Annotated in this window: 23 protein-coding genes; 16 read left to right on the top strand and 7 right to left on the bottom strand. The window is 43.9% G+C overall.

Annotation, left to right across the window (positions count from 1 at the left end; translation table 11 throughout):
• The first annotated feature begins 39 nt into the window (after positions 1 to 39).
• The 10 genes from lspA to RUMAL_RS22940 all read left to right on the top strand — a co-directional run bounded on the left by lspA (position 40) and on the right by RUMAL_RS22940 (position 8,174).
• On the top strand, positions 40 to 546 hold the full coding sequence (gene lspA, locus RUMAL_RS10075) for a signal peptidase II (RefSeq protein WP_013498639.1): 507 nt from the start codon (positions 40 to 42) through the stop codon (positions 544 to 546).
• On the top strand, positions 543 to 1,457 hold the full coding sequence (locus tag RUMAL_RS10070) for an RluA family pseudouridine synthase (protein ID WP_013498638.1): 915 nt from the start codon (positions 543 to 545) through the stop codon (positions 1,455 to 1,457). The genes lspA and RUMAL_RS10070 overlap by 4 nt, the downstream gene beginning before the upstream one ends.
• An 8-nt stretch (positions 1,458 to 1,465) precedes the next feature.
• Positions 1,466 to 2,284, top strand: coding sequence for a Cof-type HAD-IIB family hydrolase (locus RUMAL_RS10065; RefSeq protein WP_013498637.1), 819 nt, complete (start codon positions 1,466 to 1,468; stop codon positions 2,282 to 2,284).
• A gap of 119 nt (positions 2,285 to 2,403) precedes the next feature.
• Entirely contained in the window at positions 2,404 to 3,243 is an 840-nt protein-coding gene (locus RUMAL_RS10060) for a transketolase (RefSeq protein ID WP_013498636.1), read from the top strand.
• Positions 3,244 to 3,246: 3 nt separating this feature from the next.
• A complete protein-coding gene (locus RUMAL_RS10055; RefSeq protein WP_013498635.1) occupies positions 3,247 to 4,194 on the top strand; it encodes a transketolase family protein in 948 nt (315 codons plus the stop codon).
• Between the two features lie 795 nt (positions 4,195 to 4,989).
• Positions 4,990 to 5,307, top strand: coding sequence for an IS66 family insertion sequence element accessory protein TnpA (gene tnpA, locus RUMAL_RS10045; RefSeq protein WP_013483392.1), 318 nt, complete (start codon positions 4,990 to 4,992; stop codon positions 5,305 to 5,307).
• Entirely contained in the window at positions 5,301 to 5,657 is a 357-nt protein-coding gene (gene tnpB / locus RUMAL_RS10040; protein WP_013483393.1) for an IS66 family insertion sequence element accessory protein TnpB, read from the top strand. Before tnpA ends, tnpB begins: the two co-directional genes overlap by 7 nt.
• 92 nt (positions 5,658 to 5,749) lie before the next feature.
• Entirely contained in the window at positions 5,750 to 7,252 is a 1,503-nt protein-coding gene (gene tnpC, locus RUMAL_RS10035; RefSeq protein WP_013498634.1) for an IS66 family transposase, read from the top strand.
• A complete protein-coding gene (locus RUMAL_RS10030) occupies positions 7,249 to 7,560 on the top strand; it encodes a hypothetical protein (RefSeq protein WP_013498633.1) in 312 nt (103 codons plus the stop codon). Before tnpC ends, RUMAL_RS10030 begins: the two co-directional genes overlap by 4 nt.
• 410 nt (positions 7,561 to 7,970) lie before the next feature.
• A complete protein-coding gene (locus RUMAL_RS22940; RefSeq protein ID WP_419247555.1) occupies positions 7,971 to 8,174 on the top strand; it encodes a DUF6431 domain-containing protein in 204 nt (67 codons plus the stop codon).
• Positions 8,175 to 8,354: 180 nt separating this feature from the next.
• Here the strand turns inward: RUMAL_RS22940 and RUMAL_RS10025 are convergent, their stop codons facing one another.
• From RUMAL_RS10025 to RUMAL_RS20770, 7 genes are read right to left on the bottom strand one after another with little or no spacing between them, the layout of a single operon-like run.
• Positions 8,355 to 8,921, bottom strand: coding sequence for an NPXTG-anchored protein (locus RUMAL_RS10025; RefSeq protein WP_013498632.1), 567 nt, complete (start codon positions 8,919 to 8,921; stop codon positions 8,355 to 8,357).
• A 12-nt stretch (positions 8,922 to 8,933) separates the two neighbouring features.
• Complete coding sequence (locus RUMAL_RS10020) at positions 8,934 to 9,440, bottom strand: hypothetical protein (RefSeq protein WP_013498631.1); 507 nt, start codon at positions 9,438 to 9,440, stop codon at positions 8,934 to 8,936.
• Between the two features lie 12 nt (positions 9,441 to 9,452).
• Positions 9,453 to 10,184, bottom strand: coding sequence for a ubiquitin-like protein (locus RUMAL_RS21335; RefSeq protein ID WP_013498630.1), 732 nt, complete (start codon positions 10,182 to 10,184; stop codon positions 9,453 to 9,455).
• Positions 10,184 to 10,735, bottom strand: coding sequence for a hypothetical protein (locus RUMAL_RS10010; RefSeq protein WP_013498629.1), 552 nt, complete (start codon positions 10,733 to 10,735; stop codon positions 10,184 to 10,186). The genes RUMAL_RS21335 and RUMAL_RS10010 overlap by 1 nt, the downstream gene beginning before the upstream one ends.
• A gap of 13 nt (positions 10,736 to 10,748) precedes the next feature.
• Positions 10,749 to 11,594: a hypothetical protein gene (locus RUMAL_RS10005; protein WP_013498628.1), complete on the bottom strand. Its 846-nt coding sequence runs from the start codon at positions 11,592 to 11,594 to the stop codon at positions 10,749 to 10,751.
• Positions 11,595 to 11,612: 18 nt separating this feature from the next.
• Entirely contained in the window at positions 11,613 to 14,174 is a 2,562-nt protein-coding gene (locus RUMAL_RS10000; RefSeq protein ID WP_013498627.1) for a pullulanase X25 domain-containing protein, read from the bottom strand.
• A 13-nt stretch (positions 14,175 to 14,187) separates the two neighbouring features.
• Positions 14,188 to 14,739, bottom strand: coding sequence for a hypothetical protein (locus RUMAL_RS20770; protein ID WP_013498626.1), 552 nt, complete (start codon positions 14,737 to 14,739; stop codon positions 14,188 to 14,190).
• Between the two features lie 616 nt (positions 14,740 to 15,355).
• On the opposite strand from RUMAL_RS20770, the gene RUMAL_RS09990 reads away from it, so the two are divergent.
• The 6 genes from RUMAL_RS09990 to RUMAL_RS09965 are packed head-to-tail and all read left to right on the top strand — an operon-like array spanning position 15,356 to position 19,393.
• Positions 15,356 to 15,709, top strand: a complete 354-nt coding sequence (locus RUMAL_RS09990) for an Asp23/Gls24 family envelope stress response protein (RefSeq protein ID WP_013498625.1) — start codon at positions 15,356 to 15,358, stop codon at positions 15,707 to 15,709.
• Positions 15,710 to 15,757: 48 nt separating this feature from the next.
• On the top strand, positions 15,758 to 16,171 hold the full coding sequence (nusB, locus tag RUMAL_RS09985) for a transcription antitermination factor NusB (RefSeq protein WP_013498624.1): 414 nt from the start codon (positions 15,758 to 15,760) through the stop codon (positions 16,169 to 16,171).
• Positions 16,171 to 17,109, top strand: coding sequence for a tRNA (adenosine(37)-N6)-threonylcarbamoyltransferase complex transferase subunit TsaD (locus tag RUMAL_RS09980; RefSeq protein WP_013498623.1), 939 nt, complete (start codon positions 16,171 to 16,173; stop codon positions 17,107 to 17,109). The genes nusB and RUMAL_RS09980 overlap by 1 nt, the downstream gene beginning before the upstream one ends.
• The gene (gene xseA, locus RUMAL_RS09975; RefSeq protein ID WP_013498622.1) at positions 17,109 to 18,329 is read left to right on the top strand and encodes an exodeoxyribonuclease VII large subunit; all 1,221 of its coding nucleotides are present in this window, start codon (positions 17,109 to 17,111) and stop codon (positions 18,327 to 18,329) included. Before RUMAL_RS09980 ends, xseA begins: the two co-directional genes overlap by 1 nt.
• On the top strand, positions 18,319 to 18,507 hold the full coding sequence (gene xseB / locus RUMAL_RS09970) for an exodeoxyribonuclease VII small subunit (RefSeq protein ID WP_013498621.1): 189 nt from the start codon (positions 18,319 to 18,321) through the stop codon (positions 18,505 to 18,507). Before xseA ends, xseB begins: the two co-directional genes overlap by 11 nt.
• Positions 18,500 to 19,393 carry a polyprenyl synthetase family protein gene (locus RUMAL_RS09965; protein WP_013498620.1) on the top strand — a complete coding sequence of 298 codons (894 nt, stop codon included), beginning with the start codon at positions 18,500 to 18,502 and terminating at the stop codon, positions 19,391 to 19,393. The genes xseB and RUMAL_RS09965 overlap by 8 nt, the downstream gene beginning before the upstream one ends.
• Positions 19,394 to 19,408 lie beyond the last annotated feature (15 nt).

Here is a 19,408-nt window from a genome sequence, read left to right as displayed (position 1 = left end):
TTTTGATGGTTTAAAATACTCTTGGAGGGCAGGTGTGAAATGTTCGCACTTTCACTTATGCTGGCTGCATTTCTGATCGTGGTAGATCAGGTACTTAAATTGGTTGTAGACAGTAAGATAGAACTTGGTAAGGTGATCGAAGTAATTAAGTTTGGCGATTTCAAGATATTCAGTTTGACTCATATCAGAAATACAGGAGCGGCATGGAGTATTATGTCCGGAAAAACCTGGTTTTTGGTTTCGTTACCGATACTTGTATGTATTGCTGGCATATTTTATATGTACAAGGTGCGTAAAGGTTCTAAAATTGAAATCGTATCGGTTGCCATGATAATTGCAGGTGGTGTAGGTAACCTGATAGACAGGGTCAGGATGCACGAAGTAATTGACTATATCAAGTTTGAACCGATAAATTTCCCTATATTTAATTTTGCAGATATTTGCATCGTTTTAGGTGCAGTATTCTTTTGTCTGTCGATCCTAGTGGCAGATGTTAAATCAAGTAAAGCAAAGAAACTTGACAAAAATAAGGGTAATGCTTCATGAGCGATCATTATAATTTTACAGTTTCTGAGGAAAATATCGGAGACAGGATCGACAAGGTATTATCAAAACAATTACCCGAAATGTCTAGGTCATCCCTTCAAAAACTTGTGAATGACGGCTGTGTGCTTGTTAACGGTAATATTGTAAGCAAGAATTACAAAATAAAAAACAGTGATACTATCTCAGTTGAGATACCTGAGGCTGAGGAACTTAAAGCCGAACCACAGGATATCCCGATAGATATCGTTTACGAAGATGATTCTTTGCTTGTTGTAAATAAACCTCAGGGGATGGTTGTTCATCCTGCTGCTGGCAATCCCGACGGAACTCTGGTTAATGCTCTTTTGTTCCACTGTAAAGGCAGATTGTCATCTATAAATGGCGTTATCAGACCCGGTATTGTCCATAGAATAGATAAGTTTACCAGCGGTCTGCTGATGGTTGCCAAGACTGATAAAGCTCATAATTTTCTTGCTCAGCAGATCAAGGATCACAATTTTACCCGTGAGTACAATGCTATCTGTATTGGCAGGTTCAAAGAGCCGACAGGTACCGTCAACGAACCTATAGGACGAAGTAAATTCGACCGTAAGAAAATGTGTGTTACTTATCAGAATTGCAAAGAGGCTGTTACTCACTATGAAGTTCTTGAAGACCTTGGACAGTATTCTCTTGTAAAATTCAGGCTTGAAACAGGCAGGACTCATCAGATAAGAGTTCATTCAGCTTTTATCGGTCATCCCGTTTTAGGTGATGATGTTTATGGTAAGGCGTATAAAGGTCTTGAAGGTCAGTGTCTTCACGCGAAAAAGCTGGGATTTATACATCCTGAAACAAAAGAGTATATGGAGTTTGACAGCGAACTTCCTGTATATTTTGTCAAGGTACTTGAAAAGCTGAGGAAAGGATAACATTTTTAATGTTTGAAGATATAAGCAAGGTACTGCTGATAACTGATATGGATGGTACATTTTTACCGTCAAGTAAGATCCCCGGACAGCGCAGTGTTGATGCGATAGCAAAATTTCAAAGCAAAGGCGGAAAATTTTCTATTGCAACGGGACGTGCCATCCAGGCGGCACAGCAGTATTTTGAATCATTCAGTGTCAATTGTCCGATAATTATGTGTAACGGCGGAATGGTCTATGATCTTAATTCAAAGAAACAGATACATGACGTTTTCGTTCCCGATTTTACAAAGGATATAGTTTCTGAGATACTTAGAGATAATCCCGATGTAGGGTGTGAAGTACTTACACTTGACGCTGTATATGTTCCGCAGATGACTCCTCTTGAAGCTAAACATAATTTCATCTGTAAGGTTGAACCTGTTCTCTGCGGTGTTGATGATATGCCGGGGGATTGGTATAAAGTTCTGTTTGCTACAGAACCTGAAAATATGGAAAAACTCATACATTATGTCGCTCAAAAGGGCTGGACGGGTGTTGATTTTGTCAGAAGTGCTCCGGAGTATTATGAGATACTGCCGCAGAATATTTCTAAAGGATCAGCACTTGAGAAAATGAGAAAGCTCTGCGGCATGGAGGATTATACCTTCGTTGCCATGGGTGACTATAATAATGATATAGAAATGCTCCAGGCTGCCGATGTGGCTATATGCCCCTCCAATGCAGTTGATGAAGTCAAGAAGGTATGTGACCTTGTGCTTGATGTTTCCTGCGAGGAGGATGCTGTTGCAGCGGCACTTGAGTATATATACGGACGTCTGAGCTTATGATGTAAGGGCAGGGAACTGCGTGTGTGTGAAGCCATGTGTGCTCGGCTGAACGTGTTCGCATTTTTGTGCCACATCATTTCCATTCGTCCGAAACAATCAGATAATTTGGAGGTTTTTTTATGGACGCTACACTTAAAAAACAGCTTGAGATAACTGCCACAAAGGTACGTCTCGGCATTATCGAGGGCGTTTATAACGCTAAATCGGGTCATCCCGGCGGCTCCCTTTCTATTGCCGATCTGCTGACCTATCTTTATTTTGCTAAACTGAATGTATATCCCGATAAGCCTGATGAGGCAAGCAGAGACAGATTTGTTCTGTCAAAGGGTCATACTGCACCTGCACTTTATTCTACACTGGCTGAAAAAGGATTTTTCTCTAAGGAAGAGCTCAAGAGCCTGAGACATATCGGTGCTCTGCTCCAGGGTCATCCATGCATACATATCCCCGGCGTTGATATGTCTTCCGGTTCTCTCGGACAGGGCGTATCTGTAGCTGCAGGTATGGCACTTTCCGCTAAGTATCAGGGTGCTGATTATAAGGTATATACTGTTCTCGGCGATGGCGAGATACAGGAAGGTCAGGTTTGGGAAGCTTCAATGTTCGCTGCTCATTATAAACTTGATAATTTGGTAATGATCGTTGATAACAATGGTCTTCAGATCGACGGTAAGATCAGTGACGTAATGTCTCCTTATCCGATAGTTGACAAGTTCAAGGCTTTTGGTCTTCATGTTGTTGAGGCTGATGCTCATGACTTTGATTCCCTTGAAAAGGCTTTCAACGAGGCTGAAACTGTCTGCGGACAGCCCACTGTCATCGTTATGAAGAGTACTAAGGGCAAGGGCGTTTCCTTCATGGAGGATAACGTTTCATGGCACGGTACTGCACCAAATGCTGAGCAGTATGCTCAGGCAGTTGAGGAGCTTACCGCACATCTGAAAGAACTGGAGGGCTAAGTCATGGCTGATGTAAAGAAGATTGCAACTAGAGAAAGCTACGGCAACGCGCTTGCTGAGCTTGGTGATAAGTACGATAAGCTGGTAGTTCTTGATGCCGATCTGGCAGCAGCTACCAAGACAGGTATTTTTAAGAAAAAGTTCCCTGACAGACATTTTGACTGCGGTATTGCAGAGAGCAATATGATGAGCGTAGCTGCTGGTATGGCTGCAACAGGTCTTATACCTTTCGCTTCAACATTTGCTATGTTTGCTGCAGGCAGAGCATTTGAGCAGGTAAGAAACTCCATCGGTTATCCTCACCTGAACGTTAAGATCGGTGCTACTCACGCAGGTATCTCTGTTGGTGAGGACGGTGCTACACACCAGTGTAATGAGGATATCGCTCTGATGAGAACTATCCCCGGCATGACAGTAATCAACCCTGCTGACGATACCGAGGCAAGAGCTGCCGTTGAGGCTGCTATCCTGCACGAGGGTCCTGTTTATATGCGTTTCGGCAGACTTGCTGCTCCCGTTATCAACGATCCTGCTACTTACAAGTTCGAGCTTGGCAAGGGCGTTCAGCTGAGAGAAGGCAAGGATATCGCTATATTCGCAACAGGTCTGATGGTTGGTGAAGCTATTGAAGCTGCTAAGACTCTTGCTGCTGAGGGTATCGACGCTGCTGTTATCAATATCCACACCATCAAGCCCATTGATGAGGATATCATCGTTAAAAACGCACAGAAGTGCGGTGTTGTTCTGACAGTTGAGGAGCACAGCATTATCGGCGGTCTGGGTTCTGCTGTTGCAGACGTTCTGACTGCAAAGTGTCCAACAAAGCAGGTTAGAATAGGCGTTAACGACGAGTTCGGTCACTCCGGTCCCGCAGTTGATCTGCTGAAGGAGTTCGGTCTTTGCGCTGAAAACATCGTTGCTAAGGCTAAGGAAGCTGTTAAATCTAAGTAATATTGTTTTTACTCTTCATCAGATTTATTATCTGAACTTAGTATGAACTATTGCGCCATGGTTTTTCTGATATGTTTTCAGAAGTACTGTGGCGTTTTTTATTTATATTATTTATGATTCATGCATATAATAACGATTTTTTGAAGTGGCTGTTACCGCTCCCTTTATTTGTCATCCAGAAGTGAACGTATCTTGTCACACAGATACTCGTTCTGTCAAGGTGCAGACACTCTATTTTGTCAAGATGACCACTCGATTTGTCAGGGCAGAATGCTCCTGAGAAAACAACAGCGATAAACCAAAAAACAAAACGGTATCTTCCCGACCTTGTGTCCGGGAGGATACCGTTTTTTTATTTATTCGGAAATATGATATAATGTTAATAACCATATTTCAGAAAGGAAAAACGATAGCCGTTTTGCTTATATGATCCACGGTCATAACTCGGCTATCGTCTACACTATGTTTATTGTATCGAATTTTTCCGCATTTGTCAAAGACGATATTCATTATATTTTCGGTAAAGAAGAAGCAGTTTGCCCTGAGTGCGGTAATCATATGAGATTTAACGGCAGATGCAGACGTTTTGTTTTCCGTGAAAATAGCCGAAAGCGTGAAAAATACTCTATGAGAGTTTTTTACTGTTCTAAGTGTGTAAGCGTATAACCACACGCACCTACCTCACCAAAGTCTAATGAAGTATAATAAACTCCAAACAACACCATGAAGTAAATTGAATAATCCAAATTGATCCATGGAGTTCATTGGAGACGATTAGACAAGGAGGTAACAGGTATGGACAAAACAACATCCATCACAACAATCAAAAAAGAAATGCAGCTTCAGGAATGGTCTGCGCAGATCAAAGCACAGCAGGCAAGCGGTCTGACGATCCGGGAATGGTGCAAAGAAAATGGGATCAAGCCAAACACGTATTACAACCGCCTAAGAAAAGTGCGTGAAAAGTATATCGAAAATTCTCCGACCATCGTTCCTGTATCAGTTCCTTGCTCAAACGAAAATATCCGCATTGAGAAAAACGGACTTCAAATATCTCTTCCGGCAGATATATCTGCGGACACTCTGACCGCTTTGGTGCATGAGCTATGCTGAATGATCTGGCAGCGGACGCACAGGTCTATCTTGTTACGGGATACACCGACCTTCGACGCGGGATAGACGGACTTGCGACTATCGTTCAGGCTCAGCTTCGACTTGACCCGTTCTCGAAAGCATTGTTTTTGTTCTGCGGCAGACGTTGTGACCGCATCAAAGGTCTGCTGTGGGAGGGCGATGGTTTTCTGCTGTTGTACAAGCGCCTTGACAACGGAAGATTTCAGTGGCCGCGCAGTGAAACAGAAGCTGTAATGCTCACATCTCAGCAAATTCGCTGGCTTTTAGAAGGTTTGAAGATCGAACAGCCGAAAGCTATCCGTGAAGGAAAACCGGGCGCGCTGTATTAAGGCAATACTTACCGAATATTCAGAATATGTGCTTGAAAAGCCCCTCTTTTCGTGGTATTATGGATGTATCATCACGAACGGAGGGTTGCTTTATGTCCGAACAAAATATGACATCGGAAATAGTATCACTCCGTAATGAAAATGCTGTCCTCAAAGAAGAACTAGCACTTGCCAACCAGCAGCTGGAATGGTTCAGAAAGCAGATATTCGGAAGAAAAACGGAGCAGACAGCTGTTGTCATGGAGAAAGAATTCGGTGTTCAGCTATCGATGTTCGGGAAAGAAGAAAAGTCTGTATATAAAGAGCATGGAACAATAACTGTTCCCGAACACAAGCGCAAGAAAAAGCGAACTTATGATGACTGGATGAGCAGTCTTCCTGTTAAAGAGGAACATCATGAGATCAAAGATCCCGTCTGTGAGATATGCGGTGCGAAAATGGTGGAGATCGGTGATGAAAAGGCTTATGATGAGCTTGTATATTCACCCGCCAAATTCTATATTCGCAGACATATCGTACATAAATACAAGTGTCCCGAGTGCGGAGAAAAGCCCGAGGAAAGAGACGAACCTTGTCATATCATCCGTGCACCGTATCCTCATGCAATGATCCCGGGAAGCTATTGTTCTCCCGAACTTCTGGCGCATATCATCTACGAAAAATATGCAAAGTCTGTACCTCTGCACCGTCAGGAAAAGGACTTTAATTCAAAGAAGATACCTCTGCTCAAAGCAACTATTTCAAACTGGGTGATTATGGCTGCTGAAAAATGGTGTATGCCTATTGTAGAGAAGATGCACGAGATGCTTATCTCGGGGCAGATCATCCACGCAGATGAAACGACCGTTCAAGTGCTTCACGAGGAAGGCAGAAAGCCTACCTCGACATCAAGAATGTGGGTCTACTGCAACGGCAAGATGAACGACCGCAACATCATCATTTTCGATTATCAGCCCACAAGGAAAGGCGAGCATCCCTCGAATTTCCTTAAAGGCTTTATCGGATATCTGGTCTGTGACGGATATGATGCCTACAACGCTGTCGAGAGTGCGAAGCGGTGCGGCTGTATGACTCATACCAGGCGTGGTTTTATTCAGACTCTTCCGAACGACCAAAAGCTGCACAGCACTTCTGTTGCGGCAAAGGCAGTAGAATATTTCAACAAGATATATCACGAAGAAAATCTGCTTGCCGACAGCTCCACAGAATACAGATATGAACAGCGCCTTGTGAAGGTAAAGCCTTTGCTTGACGAGTTTTTTGCGTGGCTTGAAACTGTTCAGGTCAGCGGTAAGGGCAAGCTGACAGATGCAGTAAGATATGCGCTGAATGAACGGAAGTATCTGTATACATTTCTCGAAAACGGAGACGTGCCTATCGACAACAACAGAGCCGAAAACGCAATAAGACCGTTTGCTGTCGGCAGACGCAATTGGTTATTCAGTAACACAGCCAACGGAGCAAAAGCGAGCGCCGCACTGTATTCAGTCATTTCAACTGCACAAGCGAACGGTCTTGATGCCGAGAAATACCTGACCGAGCTGTTTTCACAGCCTGCGGGAACGATATTATTACCATGGAGGGAAGAAAAATGAAAGAAGTACTTGAAGAGTGCCGTTACTGCCATGCACCTCTGAAACTTGAGATCAGCGAGACTTCGATCCATACATTTCAAGGTCACAGGAATGAATTCACAATAAAGAACGAGCCCTATCTTGCCTGCACAAAATGCAATAACCGCTTTCAGGCAGAGCCGTACCAGTTTGAGAAAACCGGTGCATTCTTAGATTTTCTTATGTCGATCAAGCTGAAGAGCGCTGAGATCGAGTACAAAAACATGATTGTGTATGCCGTTTCGTCAGAGCCATCTGCACGGACTTTGAGAGCCACTTTCACGGAGTAAAGAGCCACTTGTGATAAACGCCATTCTCGAACTAGGTTCGTTCGCATTTATTCCACAGTCCACTTGACAGCAAGCCTCTATGAGTGCGGTAGTCCGGCAGCACAGGCAGGCAGCCACGAGGGCTGCTGCCTGGCCACCAGCCTACCACACTCATACTCACTGTCAAGCGGCTTTTGCGGCATAAAAGCTCACTCCGTCATGCAGATTATCGAAGTGGCTCTCATGTCTGGCAAGGTGGCTCTCAAACAGCGGCAGACTGGCTCTGAAACACCGTGCAGGTGGTTCTCACACGCCGGCGTATACAATGATCAAGTATGTTGATAAAAACCTCAAGTTTATATGCGTGGAATGATCAAACCCCTGCTCGGAAAAATCACGGGCAGGGGTGAGTTTTTTATGGGACGCGGTTTATTTTACGCTTACCTAAGTGTTATCACTATCATCGTGAACTGCCGGATTTTGTTGTTCCGTTCAAGCATTTAAGTGCCAAAATCTACGCTGCAATTTGTGATGCAATAAATGAGTTCGTTGATGACCACACAGCAGCACGCATTTGTCGCTGGGTAAAAGGCTTTTGTATTCGGTGCTGCGATCGTAAGAAGACTGAAACTTGAACATCCGACCCTTGTGACAAATTACGATAGCAATTCCACATGGGATACGCTCAGATATTTTGTCAGGGTCTTTTGTGCTATGATTTTCATATATGACGGTGTTTATTTGCAGAATGATATTTTTGTCATAAAGAACAGACCTGACTGCCGGATGGCTAGTCAGGTCTGTTTCACAGGATATCATTCTTCTTCGTCTTCACTGCCTTTTTTTCTTGCTATCCCGATAGCTGCAAGCAGGACCGCTGTGCCTAACGACACACCGCCTGCAACACCTGTTGCGGGGTTAGCGTTGCTTGCGTTTGGCTGAGTACTGTATGTTGAAACAGTTTCAGCCTTTTGTGAACTGCTTTCGGATCTGCTTGAGGAATCGGATATCGGTTCTGTTTCAATGGACAGGTCATACACGCCGTCCTCATATACGCTTGGCAGTTTCAGTTTGCCGTCTACCACCTGATCGGTGACATCTTCGCCGTTCAGCACGACCTTGGTGATCTTCTCGCCGTCATTAGCTTTGATCTCAAGAACGGGTTCGGAAAGTCGTTCCACTGTGAACTCCTTACCGTCTACACCGTTGACCTTTACATCGACATCACCTGTGATCGTCAGTTTGAGATCGTGGGTCTCGGGGACTTCTGTTCCTATGGTCGCTTCTCCTGTGGTCGGGTTTTGCTCGCCCTCAGCGAAGGCTGGTATGGCGGTGCAGGTCAGCATGGAAAGACAAAGCAGGAATACTGCATATTTTTTCATGCGATCAACTCCTTATGATTCGGGTGCTGCATCAGTGTATTCAACATTGAATGTCACGGTGTCACTGTACTCACCTGCGTATGCGGTCTGCCAGTCTTCCGCGGTGATATTTATGGTAAGGTCTGTTTTATCACCTACTGCGGTGTATTCTGCGGAAGTGAATACCTTTTCGGTAACGGCATCACTTGTTCCCTCGAAAATGGTGTATGCAAGGGTCTTTTCCTCGTCAGCCTTGTTTTCCATCTTGCTGTCGGTGACCAGAGATACTTTTACCGCCTTGCCGGGGTCGAGCTGTGCCTTCGTAAGTTCGATGGTGCCGAAATCGGTATTCTCGGTATTGAATGTCACATTGGTGTCGAGGGGGATAGTCACGATGTATGCAGGTGCTATCTCGGTGGTGATGACCGCATTAGCCGACTGCGGGTCGCTGGTTTCGTTTATCGTGGTGGGTTCTGCAAATGCCGTAACAGGCATTGCTAGTATTGCAAGTGCGGAAAGTCCGTTTATAAGTTTTTTCATATCGGTTCCTCCTTATTCAACTTTGATACCAAAGGTCAGCGTTTCGGTGTGCTTGCCTGCGTAGGTCGCGCCTGTTGCCTTGGAGAATGCCAGTGTCTTGGACTGCTCGCCTGTCTTGGTATCGAACTCTGCAACTGTGCCGCCTACCGATACGTCTGCATTATCGGACTTTATGGTATAATTCGCGGTGGAATCGCCTATCTTTGCATTGAATGTACTGCCGCTTGCGGTATTAGATGCGCTGTCAAGGGTGACAACTATCTTTGAATCCTGCGCAAGTCTGACGTCTGTTGCAGTTATCGGCTTGGTGGTCTCTTCGGTGTCTGATAGAGTTACGCTTGCGGGGATAACTACTGTGTAGGTGGGCGATACCTCATATGAAACTTCCAGTCCTGCAGAAGATGGCTTAGGGTCAGGTAAATTATCGGTATCGGGAACTATTTGTGTAAGGTTAAAGATTATATGCAGGGTGCTTTCTTTCTGGATATTGTAATCTGCAAGAGTTTTGTTATTTTCAAGCTGTTTGCCTGCAAAGATGAGTCTTTGTGCATCCGGAGCTACGCCCTCTTTATCCTGTATTTTAGCCTTAACGTTTTCAACAGTATCGCTGGGTTCAACATCAAGAGTTATAGTTTTGCCTGTCAGTGTCTTGACGAATATCTGCATAGCGTTTGCGGTCAGTGTGCAGACAGATGTTATCATAGTCAGCGCCATGCCTGCCGCCAGTAATCTTTTAGTTTTCATTATGATGGCTCCTTTTCAATAGAAATTCCGAATACTACGGGGTCGGTGTACTTGCCTGCGAATGTGGGTGTCTCATCGGTGGTGAAAGAGATACCGGCACTTGCGGGTTCGGTCGAGGTGGGAAATTCGGCTACCTTGCCGCCTGTTTCCTTGTTTGTCAGCTTGCCAAAACTTCCCTCGGCGGTGTAGGGGAGCTTATACTCGCCTGCACCCTCGTGGGACATATTGAACTTGCTTGCGCTTGTCAGGGTGACAACTATCTTTTCGCCCTCATTCAGGAATACCTTGCCGGTCTGAATGGTGCCGCTGCCCGAATACTGTTGTCCGTATTCGCCTGTAAGCTCGAAGCTTGCGGGTATTGTCACGGTGTAGGTCGGGTCAACGTTAAATTCGACCGTCGCGCCCGCCGTTTCGGGGGTAGGGTTCACGTCAAAAGGGTCGCCGCCTTTAGGGGTGATGGTCGTATTACTGATGGCTGCTTCTGCAAAAGCTGTAACTGTCATCATACTTGCAATTGTAAATGCGGTCATGCCGCTTATCAGTTTTTTCATGTTGAGTTCCTCCTTAGCCATAATATGCGCCTAAAACGAATGGGGAATTCTGTGTTCCCGAACCACTTACTATAACAAGACCTGTCGGTTCGTCATTCACTGTATGTCCATCACCAACATTAATATAGATTGTTTTAGTAGTTTCGACATATAGATTTTCCATAGTATTGGATTTAACATAAAGCATATAACCGTCCGTGCCGTCCGCCTCAAAATATTCAACAGTTGCAGTTTTTGCATTCCAGAACAAACTACCTTCATTTTGGTATTTGTCATTCCAATAATAGTACTCGCCCATATCAACAGTCTCGCCTATCTTGAATACTGTTCCTATGCCGATAGTCGTTGCTGTTTCTTCTACCGAGATACCAAACGTCAGCGTACCCTTATAATCGCCTGCGTACTTTGCCTTTGAAGCGTCCATCTTGGAGAAAGTAAGGGTCTTGTCGGTCTTGTCATCATTGGAGAATTCCGCGGCTGTGCTGCCCTTTGCAAGAGTTTCCGAACCTGCGGTTACGGTGTAGTCGAGGGAGTCGTCAGCGTTAGTAACCTTGAAATTATTGGTATCTTCGTTTGCTATCTTTACTGAAAGCTTCTGACCCTTAGCCAGCTTGAACGGCTTGGCAGTTTCATCCACCGAGATTGATGCGCTTGTCGCGGCAGTATCCGAAAGTGTGACACTTGCGGGAATGACCACAGTATAGCTGGGGTCAACGCTGTACTTCACATCGGTGCTGTTAGAAGAGGTGTTTGCATCGAGGGTCTTGATGTTCTCAGTTGCAAAGGCGTTTATAGGTGCCATTGCAGATACCATTGTGAGTGTTATCATGCCTGCGATAAATCTTTTTTTGTTTTTCATAGTTCATTCCCTCCTAGATCATGATAGTGATACGTTAAACGTAACTGTACCTGTGTAATCGCCCGCGTATTTGGGCTCCTGTTCGGGTTCGTTGAATTTTAGTTCGATATAGCGCGGATTGCCTGTATCGTCCGCACCGTCAACGTGGAGTATCTCGTCGCTGTCCTTTACATCCAGCTGTGTGGTATCATCCGGCTCGGCATTAAGGTGACTCGGTCTTGTGCCTGTGATAGTATAGCTGAGCTTATCATCGGCTTGTTCCACTGTGAAATTGCCATCTGTATCGCCCTCTATCGTAACACGCACAGATTTTCCGGTTGGTATATTTTCCATGCTGTCTATGCTGACCGTAGCAGGTGCACCGCCGAGGTCAACGGTTGCGGGGATAGTTACGGTGTAGGCGGGGTCAGTACTTATGATATTGAAGTCCTTGACAACAGTATAAGTAGTACTTCCTACTGTTATATTCTGCTTGGCTGTATATGACCCTGCATTTATTGCCGCAGATATCTTACTGTCATCTTTGTACAGCTCGATTTTCCCTATAGACACGGTGTTTCCTGTCAACAGCTTGAACTCATCGGCAAAGGTGTGTGCAAAGCTGTCACAATCCGAATGCTGAAGATCATATGCCGTTCCGTCATATATCTTATCATCTGCATATAGAGTAAGTCCAAGTTCACCGTTTATCAGATTACAGTTATCATTTGCACACTTTACAGCAAAGTGGTTTTCGACACATTCATATGAAAGAGAATGTGTATGTTCCCACACTTTGACGTATTTACCTTTCTTTGAGGGGTAGTCGAAGCACGGCAGAGACTTGCTGAAATCATTTTCCTTACCTGATACTGCAACCATATTATTACCGAAAGTTATTGTTTGTTCAATAGCATTTTTGCTCTTGCTGTATGCTGTTACAATTCCGCCAGTGATTGTTACCTTTGCACCTGTTCCTCCAAGTGCATAACCTGTGTCCGTGGCGCTGGCTGAAATTGTTCCTCCGGTAATTCTTACAGAAGAGTTTTTGCCGCCTATTCCCCATCCTGAGGTATAGGTGTTTCCGGTAACTGTACCACCGTTTATATAAACAGTTGCACCACTGCTGTTCCAGCCGCAGCCGATAGCAGCGCCTGCATAACTTCCTGCGCTTACGGTACCGCCGTTTATAACTATCTTACCTCCTGATGCCTGTGAACCTCCGCCTATACCTGCAACAGCTTTAACTTGTGGTATAGAAACATAACCGCCATTTATATAGACAGTGCCGCCTGCGCCATTATGTCCTCCGCCTATGCCTGCACCTGCGCCGTTATTAGAGGTGTTTTTTGAACCGCGTGTATAAATCTTACCTCCGTTAATGATAATTGTTCCTGCGGCTTTTCCATTGTTTCCACCTATTCCTGCATTCTCGCTCGTGTCAACAACGTCTTTTGCTTTAAGAACACCCATAGTATTCGTTTTTTCACTTTGTGCATAAATTGTGAGCTTTTTGCCGCTTTCTACTCTTATACCTTTTGTAACATTCAGCGTACAGCCATTGCAAAGTATTAGGTTGACATTATTGCCGTTTGCGGTCACTCTACCGGAGATAGTCACATTGCTGTCAACAACATACCAGCCGTTATTCCAAGTGGTCGTGCTTGAAGTGACCGAGGTGTATGTCTGACACTGCTGTTCGGAGCTTGCTGTAATACCGTTATCGTTATAAGTGTAACTTATATAAGGTACGGTCTTTGTGATAGTGAACTCAACGCTCGCTGTTGCATTACCTGCTGTCACTTTTGCAGTGTAGCTGCCTTTGTTGGTCGGTGCACCGCTTAGCTTTGTCGTTCCACTGTAATACTCAATAGTATATGTATCTGGAAATGCTGTGGTATTATAGTTTGTACTGAGGGTGGCTTCCTTTGGGTTGCCGTCATATTCAAGCGAAGTCGGTGCGCTTATGGTCATTGTAAGACCTTCAGTGATGTCACAGCCATTCGTGCAGCTTGCAGTTATGGTATTGCCGTCTGCAGTGTAGTTCCATGAGTGTACATGAACGGCTGTTGCAAACACTCTGAATTTTGTTGTATTAAGGTCATATTTTATCGTCAGGTCAGAATCCTCTTCAAGATTGAAACTGATATTAGAATCTTCTCCTGCTGATGTGCCTATTTGATGCCATTCATTCAAAGCTATATCAGTAGTGGTACTATATCCGTAAGAAACCTCCCACGATCCGTCTTGTGTGAATTTGAACTCGTAACCCTCACCGGCAGGAACATTTTCATAGCTTATAGAGTATATCCCGCTATCATTATCATAGCTCATCTTATTTGAATCAGCACCTGCATTCCAGTTTTCACCATTGACCCATGAACCTCTTTCAGTGCTTCCGTTTCCTGCTATATAAAGGTCGGGAGCATGAATGATAATTGTACCGGGATTTATACCGTTGCCGCCCGTAGTGTCGGGTGGACCTGCACTCGCCGTGACTACATTATCTAACAACTTAAAATTGCCAAGCGGCAATCCTCCTGCCGAGGTCGTCATCACAGCCGCCGCACTGAATACGGCGACTAATTTCTTGATCTTCATTCTATCAACTCCTTTACTTAGCTATCAGTACCGTCTCAACGTTCGCACCGTTCAATGGCGTTTCACCGTCGAGGGATATTGTTGATATTTTTATAACTGCGGGATATTCGCCCTCCTCAAGGGATTTTGTAAGGTGTACATCGTAGATGCAGTCACCGGGCTTAACGTATTTCGATTCAAAGATAATCTCATCGGTATCTTTCAGTGCTATAACGAACTTGAAATAGCAAGGGTTGCCCTCTGGGTTCAACAGCGCCATTGTGACGTCCTGAGTGTCCTTGGCTATGGTTATGGATGGATATCCGGGTATCTTGATACCTTCGGCAGCACCTCCGTTGTCCTTTGGTTTTTCGCCTGTGTATTCGCCTGCATTTTCGTCAAGCTCGATAATATTAGCTTTTGAAGTTGTATCCTGCTGTGTGGGTTTTGTATCACCAATTCTATCCGAGTTTTTCCTGCTCAGATTTATCCCCAACACGATCCCTCCAGCTATCAGCAGTACGATTATCGCTGCTACTATTACCAGCTGTTTTTTTGTAAGTGTTATGCCTTGTTTTTGATTCATAATGATCTACCTCCTATTAAAAAGCGCACCCTTTTGGAAAACACTTATCCCCAAGAGTACGCTTCTATCACTATAGTATTAAATTGAAAAGGGGCGCAGTTATGCCATGTCTGTCGATCTCTCTATCTATCTGATAATAATGATTCCGCATGGATTTTTTCAACTCCTTTTTGGATATTTAACATCCAGTTCATGTATTTATTTTATCATCATTTAACCATTATGTCAAGTTTGTATTAATATAATTTGAATTTATAACATAAAATTTGAGCATAATGGCAAAAAACAAGTTCGAAGTTGGGCAAAGTGCGAGACGAAAAAGGAAAAATCAGGCATTTGCGTTATACAAATGCCTGATCAGTCAGTTTGTTTTTTTTCGATGCTTTTTCATGGACAAAATACGGTATCTGTCCTTGACAGGATACGTTCACTTTTGGATGACATTTTGGAGGAGCGGTGACAGTGATTTAAATACAAATTTAAGTTCACTAAAAGAAAAAATATACACTTTTATTGCTCTGCGTCTTTACTTTTGAAGAATAATATGTTATAATATATTCAAGTATACAAATATCGGGGCAAATGTCCCGCTTATCCATTTACGGGAGGTATCATTATGTCAGAAAACACCAATAAGGTCGAAAAAAGTCTTCATATTAATCAGGATGTTATAGCACAGATAATAACAAATTCCATAACTGAAGTTGAGGGTGTTTACGGCGTTGCACCTGTTATGAAGACTCCAAGACAAATATGGCTCAGACAGGAAAGCGTCGGAAATATTAGGATTGGTCTTGTTGATGACGTTCTTTCCGTTTCGATAGGTGTCATACTTAATAACGGCACTAATGCTATTTCAGCATCCGAGATGATCCAGGATCAGGTCAAGAGTGCCGTGCAAACTATGCTTGGATTAACTGTTGCCAAGGTAAATGTAACTGTTTGCGGTGTACATTTTAATGAAGACTGACACTGATAACATCGGTGTATCAAATTATTTTTTGTTAGGAGTGTTTTTGTGGCAGGTAGACGAGAAGTAAGGCAGGCTGCGTTTCTGCTGTCTTTTGAAAAGCTGTTTATGGATGATGAACTGGAAAATATATTTAATAGCGCTCAGGAACTGGGCGAATTCATTTCGGTAGATGATGAGGTCAAGGCTCTTGTTCGTGGTATATTTGAAAAGCAGGATGAGCTTGATTCTATCATATCCAAATATTCTGACAAGCGTGCTGTAAGCCGTATTCCGAAAGTTGATCTGTCTGTACTCAGATTGGCTATTTATGAGGCACTTTATGATGATAAGGTTCCTGTTAATGTTGCCATAAGTGAAGCTGTAAGTCTTACTGAAAAATATGCGCTTGAACCTGATATCGCTTTTGTTAATGGTCTTCTTGGTTCATTTGCTAAGGATATCAAAAAGGACGAGGATTAATGGGCATATACTTAGGTATAGACACCAGTAATTACAGAACGAGTTGTGCGTTGTATGACAGCTGTACAGGCATTGTGAAGTCCTGCAGAAAGCTGCTGCCTGTAAAAAAAGGTGAACGCGGTTTAAGACAATCTGATGCTGTGTTTCATCATACAAAACAGCTTCCTGAGCTTATGGAGGAATTGTTTGACGGTGTGCCAAAACTATCTGGCTGTGCTTATTCCTATGCTCCACGAGAAGTTGAAGGGTCTTATATGCCATGCTTTCTGGTTGGAGAAAATGTTTGCAGAGCTGTATCAGCATCTCTGGGTATAGAACCCTCAAGAACCTCTCACCAGAAGGGGCATGTGCTCGCAGCTCTTTATTCCTGCGGCAAACTCGGACTTCTTGAAAATGACGAGCCTTTTCTTGCGTTCCATGTCAGCGGCGGTACAACTGATATGCTGCTGTGCAAAAGGGACAAAGAAAAGGTCATTTCTTTGACAGTAGCAGGACATTCTACTGACCTTAAAGCAGGTCAGTGCATCGACAGGCTTGGTGTCAGGCTTGGGCTTGATTTTCCATGCGGTGAGAAGTTAGAGGCACTTGCTCGTAAAAGCAGCAGGGATTTCAGGATCAAACCTTCTGTTAACGGGATGGACTGTTCTCTTTCAGGCATTGAAAATAAATGTAAAGCTATGCTTGAAAAAGGGGAGTCACCTGAGGATACGTCTAAGTTCTGTCTGGATTATATCTGTGAGACAATTTCAATGATGACCAAGGCAGGTCTTGAAAAATATGGAAATATGCCTGTTATATATGCAGGAGGTGTCATGGCGGATAAGCTTATTGCCGATCAGCTTTCCAACAGATTTGACGCATATTTTGCCGCTCCTGAGTTTTCAGGGGATAATGCAGTTGGAATTGCACTTTATGCAGCATTGAAAGGAAAGGCTTAATGAGCGTACTTACAGTAAGTCAGTTGAACAGAATGCTGGCTTTCAAGATAAAGCAGGAACTTAAATTTAAAGGCGCTGCTGTAAAAGGAGAAATATCTGATTTCAATATACATTTCAAGACCGGTCATGCATTTTTTACAATAAAGGACGAATCAAGTTCGATAAAATGCATCATGTTCGCAGGACGTGTAAAAAAGCTGAAAGCATTGCCTGAAAATGGTATGAGCGTCCTTGTTATGGGCGATGTCGAGGTCTATGAACGAGAGGGCAGCTGTCAGATAATCGCTACAGAGATAGCTATGCTCGGTAATACCGGTATAGTTTACGCACAGACAGAGCTCCTCAAAGAGAAATTGAAAAAACTTGGCATATTTGATCAAGAAAAAAAGAAGCAGATACCGCTTGTACCGAAAAAGCTTGCTGTTGTAACTTCATCTGGCGGTGCTGCTTTGCAGGACATACTTAATATCGTCGGGCGAAGATATCCTTTATGTACAGTAGAGATATATCCGGCTACAGTACAGGGTGATACTGCGCCTGCTTCTGTAGCAGCTGCTTTGAGAGCTGCTGACATAAGTGGTGCTGATACGATCATTTTATCAAGGGGCGGAGGTTCTTCAGAAGACCTTAATGCTTTCAATTCCGAATGCGTTGTCATGGCTGTGGCTGAATGTGCTACACCGGTAATATCTGCTGTTGGCCACGAAACTGATACAACGCTTACAGACTATGCCGCTGATATGCGTGCACCGACTCCGTCAGCAGCTGCTGAACTTGCTACGCCCGATATTACGGATCTCTATTCATCTGTTAATGTAATGAAAGCAAGGCTGGACACGGCGTTTGGCTTATACCTGCGTGAAAAAATGATCGATGTAGAAAAGCTTGATACCAGGCTGAAAGCATCATCACCTAAACGTCGCCTTATTGAATCAGAAAAACGACTAAAAGAAGCTGAAACTAAACTCAGGATGCTTTTTGAAAACAAACTCAGGCTAAGTGAACTAAGGCTTGACAGGGCTGCATCGCAGCTGCAGGTTCTCAGTCCTTTCAATGTTCTTGGAAGAGGATATGCGCTTGTAGAAAACGATGACACAGCCGTGACTTCTGTAAGTGAACTAAAGGAGGGCATGGATGTCCTAGTGAGGTTTTCCGATGGCAGTGCGAATGCTGTAATAACTAAGATCAATGACCGAAAGGCTGATATAAATGACATTTGAAGAAAATCTGCAGAGAATTGATGATATAGTCAGGCAGCTTGAAAGTGATAAACTTCCTCTTGATAAGGCGCTTGATCTTTATAAAGAGGGCGTGGGTCTGACTGTGGACAGCAAAAAAATGCTGGAAAACGCAAAGCTCACTGTAAAAAATATGAACGGAGATAATACAGATGACTGATAGACACGAACAGCTACTGAAAGCCTACTGTGCTAAAATAGATGAGCAGCTGTTGAGATTCACTGAAAATAAACCAGAACTTCAGAGTGTTGTACTGGAAGCTATGGAGTATTCCCTTACAGCCGGCGGTAAAAGGCTCAGACCGATATTGGTGCTTGAATTCTACCGTATGTGCGGCGGAGAGGATATCGATAAAATGATAAAGGTCGCTTGTTCGGTAGAGCTTATTCACACCTACTCATTGATACATGATGATCTTCCATGTATGGATAACGATGATTTCCGAAGAGGAAAACCATCATGTCATAAGGCGTTTAGTGAGGATATAGCCCTGCTTGCAGGTGATGCCCTCAATACACTTGCTTTTGAAGTTATAACTGATTGTGCTATGGAGGGGACCATCTCCGCTGAAACTGCTGTTATGCTCGTTTCAGTTCTTTCAAAGGCCATAGGAACTGATGGTATGATCGGCGGTCAGGTAATAGATCTTGAAACAGAAAATGAAGTAATAGATATCGAAACACTGAATCGGCTTCAATCATGTAAAACTGGTGCTCTTATTGAAGCCGCCTGTGTTATGGGAGTCGTGCTTTCCGGAAAGATGGAATACATCCCAGCAGCTGCAGATTATGCACAGGCTATGGGCAGAGCTTTCCAGATCGTGGATGATATCCTTGATGTTACTGGCACATTTGAAGAGCTTGGAAAACCGATTGGAAGCGACAGCGAACAGCATAAGAATACCTATGTTTCACTGCTTGGACTGCAGCGTTCAAGACAGAAAGCTGCTCAGCTTACTGTCACGGCTCTTGGTGCGTTGAAGAATTTTGAAAATAACGAATTTGTTTTCGAGCTTACCCGCGAGCTGCTTGAAAGACGCTCATGATCTCAGCGAAGGGAG

Origin of the sequence: Ruminococcus albus 7 = DSM 20455, from assembly GCF_000179635.2 — a bacterium.
GTDB classification, from domain to species: domain Bacteria; phylum Bacillota; class Clostridia; order Oscillospirales; family Ruminococcaceae; genus Hominimerdicola; species Hominimerdicola alba.
Note: the sequence above shows the minus strand (reverse complement) of the source record. Positions and strands in the feature narration are given on the sequence as shown.